The sequence below is a fragment of the Aminobacter sp. P4_H6_2 genome, assembly GCF_056400805.1.
The window spans coordinates 1-1,931 of record NZ_JBFUKO010000840.1 but is presented as its reverse complement, the minus strand read 5'-3'; the positions used below and the strand labels follow the sequence as shown (position 1 = coordinate 1,931).

Below are 1,931 nucleotides of genomic sequence, written 5' to 3'. Positions count from 1 at the left end.
GTGCCTGGCCCGCACGGCCTTCCTGAATATTCACTCACGATCTTCGGCCAGGCCTCGAACCACGAGGGTTCCAGCTACCTCTTCTTCCGGCTCGCCAACTCCGGCAATCGCTCGTACGCCAGCGCAATCAGCGCCTCCTTCTTGGCCCGGCTCCACCCCTTGATCTGCCGCTCGCGCTCGATCGCCTCGACGATCCGATCATAGGTCTCGGTGAACACCAACTCCACCGGCCGCCGCTTGCGCGTGTAGCCGTCATAGACGCCCTCATTGTGCTCCCATACCCGCGCCTCGACCTCCTGCTTGGTCAGGCCGGTGTAGTACGAGCCATCCGAGCATCGCAGGATGTAGACGGCGACTTCCATGCGAGCCTCCCCAAGTCCGGGCTAGGAGGGAACGTCGGTACCTAGGAATCCTCATATTCCCGCGAAAACACCACGCTCGCGCGCTTTACAACCATTAGCAATGTCATCACGAAGTGAAAAAACATAAATATGGCAAAGGAAGATTCTAGCGCACTAAACCTTCCTATGCAGTATATTATTAATAGAGTTGTGATAAGTATAACTGATATCAGGATCAGATAAGAGATATTTGAGTTCAATTCGGATATCAGGGTTTTTCTTGATTTGTTTACTACATTGAAATCCTTATTCTTCTTCGGGTCGCCCGGAGGATTTATCCTTCTCAAGGATACGCTATACAACGCCACCTGAACGCTCAACAGTAGCGCTGCGAATATAGAAAAAACCGTGACAGAAAGTTCAATCACGTTAGCTTTCGTGCGCACATCAAGCACGAAGCATGCTGCGCCTAGCAGCAGCGGTAAGACGTAGAAAACGAGAAGATCGTCGGTTAATATCTTATTTTCACCGTCTGCATGCAGAGTGCGGATGTGTGAAGAAATAATACCGATTATGTTGATCTTCTGCATTATGTTTTAATGCCGCTGTAAAATTCACTCATAATATCGTCGACTTCATCGGCAATGTCGTCGAACACGGGATGCCCGCTCTTCTGTCTCTTCACTTTATCAGAAGCCTCAATTAGCCCCGCGTCTATGCCGTATCCGAATATTCCTACAATGCGCCGCTTCCGACCGAACTGGACTTCTGCTGTGACGCTCTCGTATCTGTCGCCATCGAATGATACGATTTGATCTCCTGAGGATCCGTCGACCATTGTTTTTATTTCTTTGAATGTTGAGATGTAACTGCCGCGCCTTTTCGCTCGAATCGAAACATCTACTTCGACCTCGTCAATTTTCTTTCCGAGCAAGTATGCGTCCGCGTTGTCAGTTCGAGACCGTCGTCGGCTGAACGTCAGAGATTTGACAGGCCGTTCGTCCATCACCGATCCCGCCGGAGCGACTACGTTGAAAAGCATAATGTAGTTCGGAAATTTGTGCTGGAAATCTTTCATCAGGGCGTTGCGAACAAATGTAACGCAGGACCGTCCCAGAAATGACTGAAAGGCCATCATCGCGCAGGTTGAATCGTCAGGGACCCAAATTTGAAAGTATAGAGGAATTTCTTCGAGGTCACTAGATTGGCGGCTATATTTCTCCTTACGGGTCTTCAAGTCTTCGAATTTACTTTCAAATCCATGTGTGCCGTAGCTAATATATCCATGGATGGTTCTTGGGGAGTTTGTTGGCTTTCGGTCAAAGAACCATACGCGCGGCTCGGTAGTTTCGACTGTTGGATCGCCTCTCCGTGCAACAAAATCCTCCATGAAATCGTGGAGGTCGCACGGTTCGCCACCAGGGCCAATCACTAGATTGTTCTTTTGCCCTCTTCTTCGCAAAGAAATTTTGTAAAATCGAAGACCTATTGCAAATGGCATTTGTACGAATTTCCTCGAGTTGATTCTACAATGCAATAAAATCTAAATATACTTGTTAGCACAAGCGCTAATGCAACGGCGCCATAGGT

The 1,931-nt window shown here is 48.7% G+C and carries 3 protein-coding genes; all 3 read right to left on the bottom strand.

What is annotated here, in order from left to right; all coding sequences use genetic code 11:
• Positions 1-74 precede the first annotated feature (74 nt).
• Genes AC1DUU_RS30780 through AC1DUU_RS30770 form a run of 3 tightly spaced genes read right to left on the bottom strand, consistent with a single transcriptional unit; the run spans position 75 to position 1,842 of the window.
• The gene (locus tag AC1DUU_RS30780; protein ID WP_476787102.1) at positions 75-362 is read right to left on the bottom strand and encodes a GIY-YIG nuclease family protein; all 288 of its coding nucleotides are present in this window, start codon (positions 360-362) and stop codon (positions 75-77) included.
• 41 nt (positions 363-403) lie between these two features.
• Positions 404-931 carry a hypothetical protein gene (locus AC1DUU_RS30775; RefSeq protein ID WP_476787101.1) on the bottom strand — a complete coding sequence of 176 codons (528 nt, stop codon included), beginning with the start codon at positions 929-931 and terminating at the stop codon, positions 404-406.
• Entirely contained in the window at positions 931-1,842 is a 912-nt protein-coding gene (locus AC1DUU_RS30770) for a hypothetical protein (protein ID WP_476787100.1), read from the bottom strand. The genes AC1DUU_RS30775 and AC1DUU_RS30770 overlap by 1 nt, the downstream gene beginning before the upstream one ends.
• Positions 1,843-1,931: the final 89 nt, after the last annotated feature.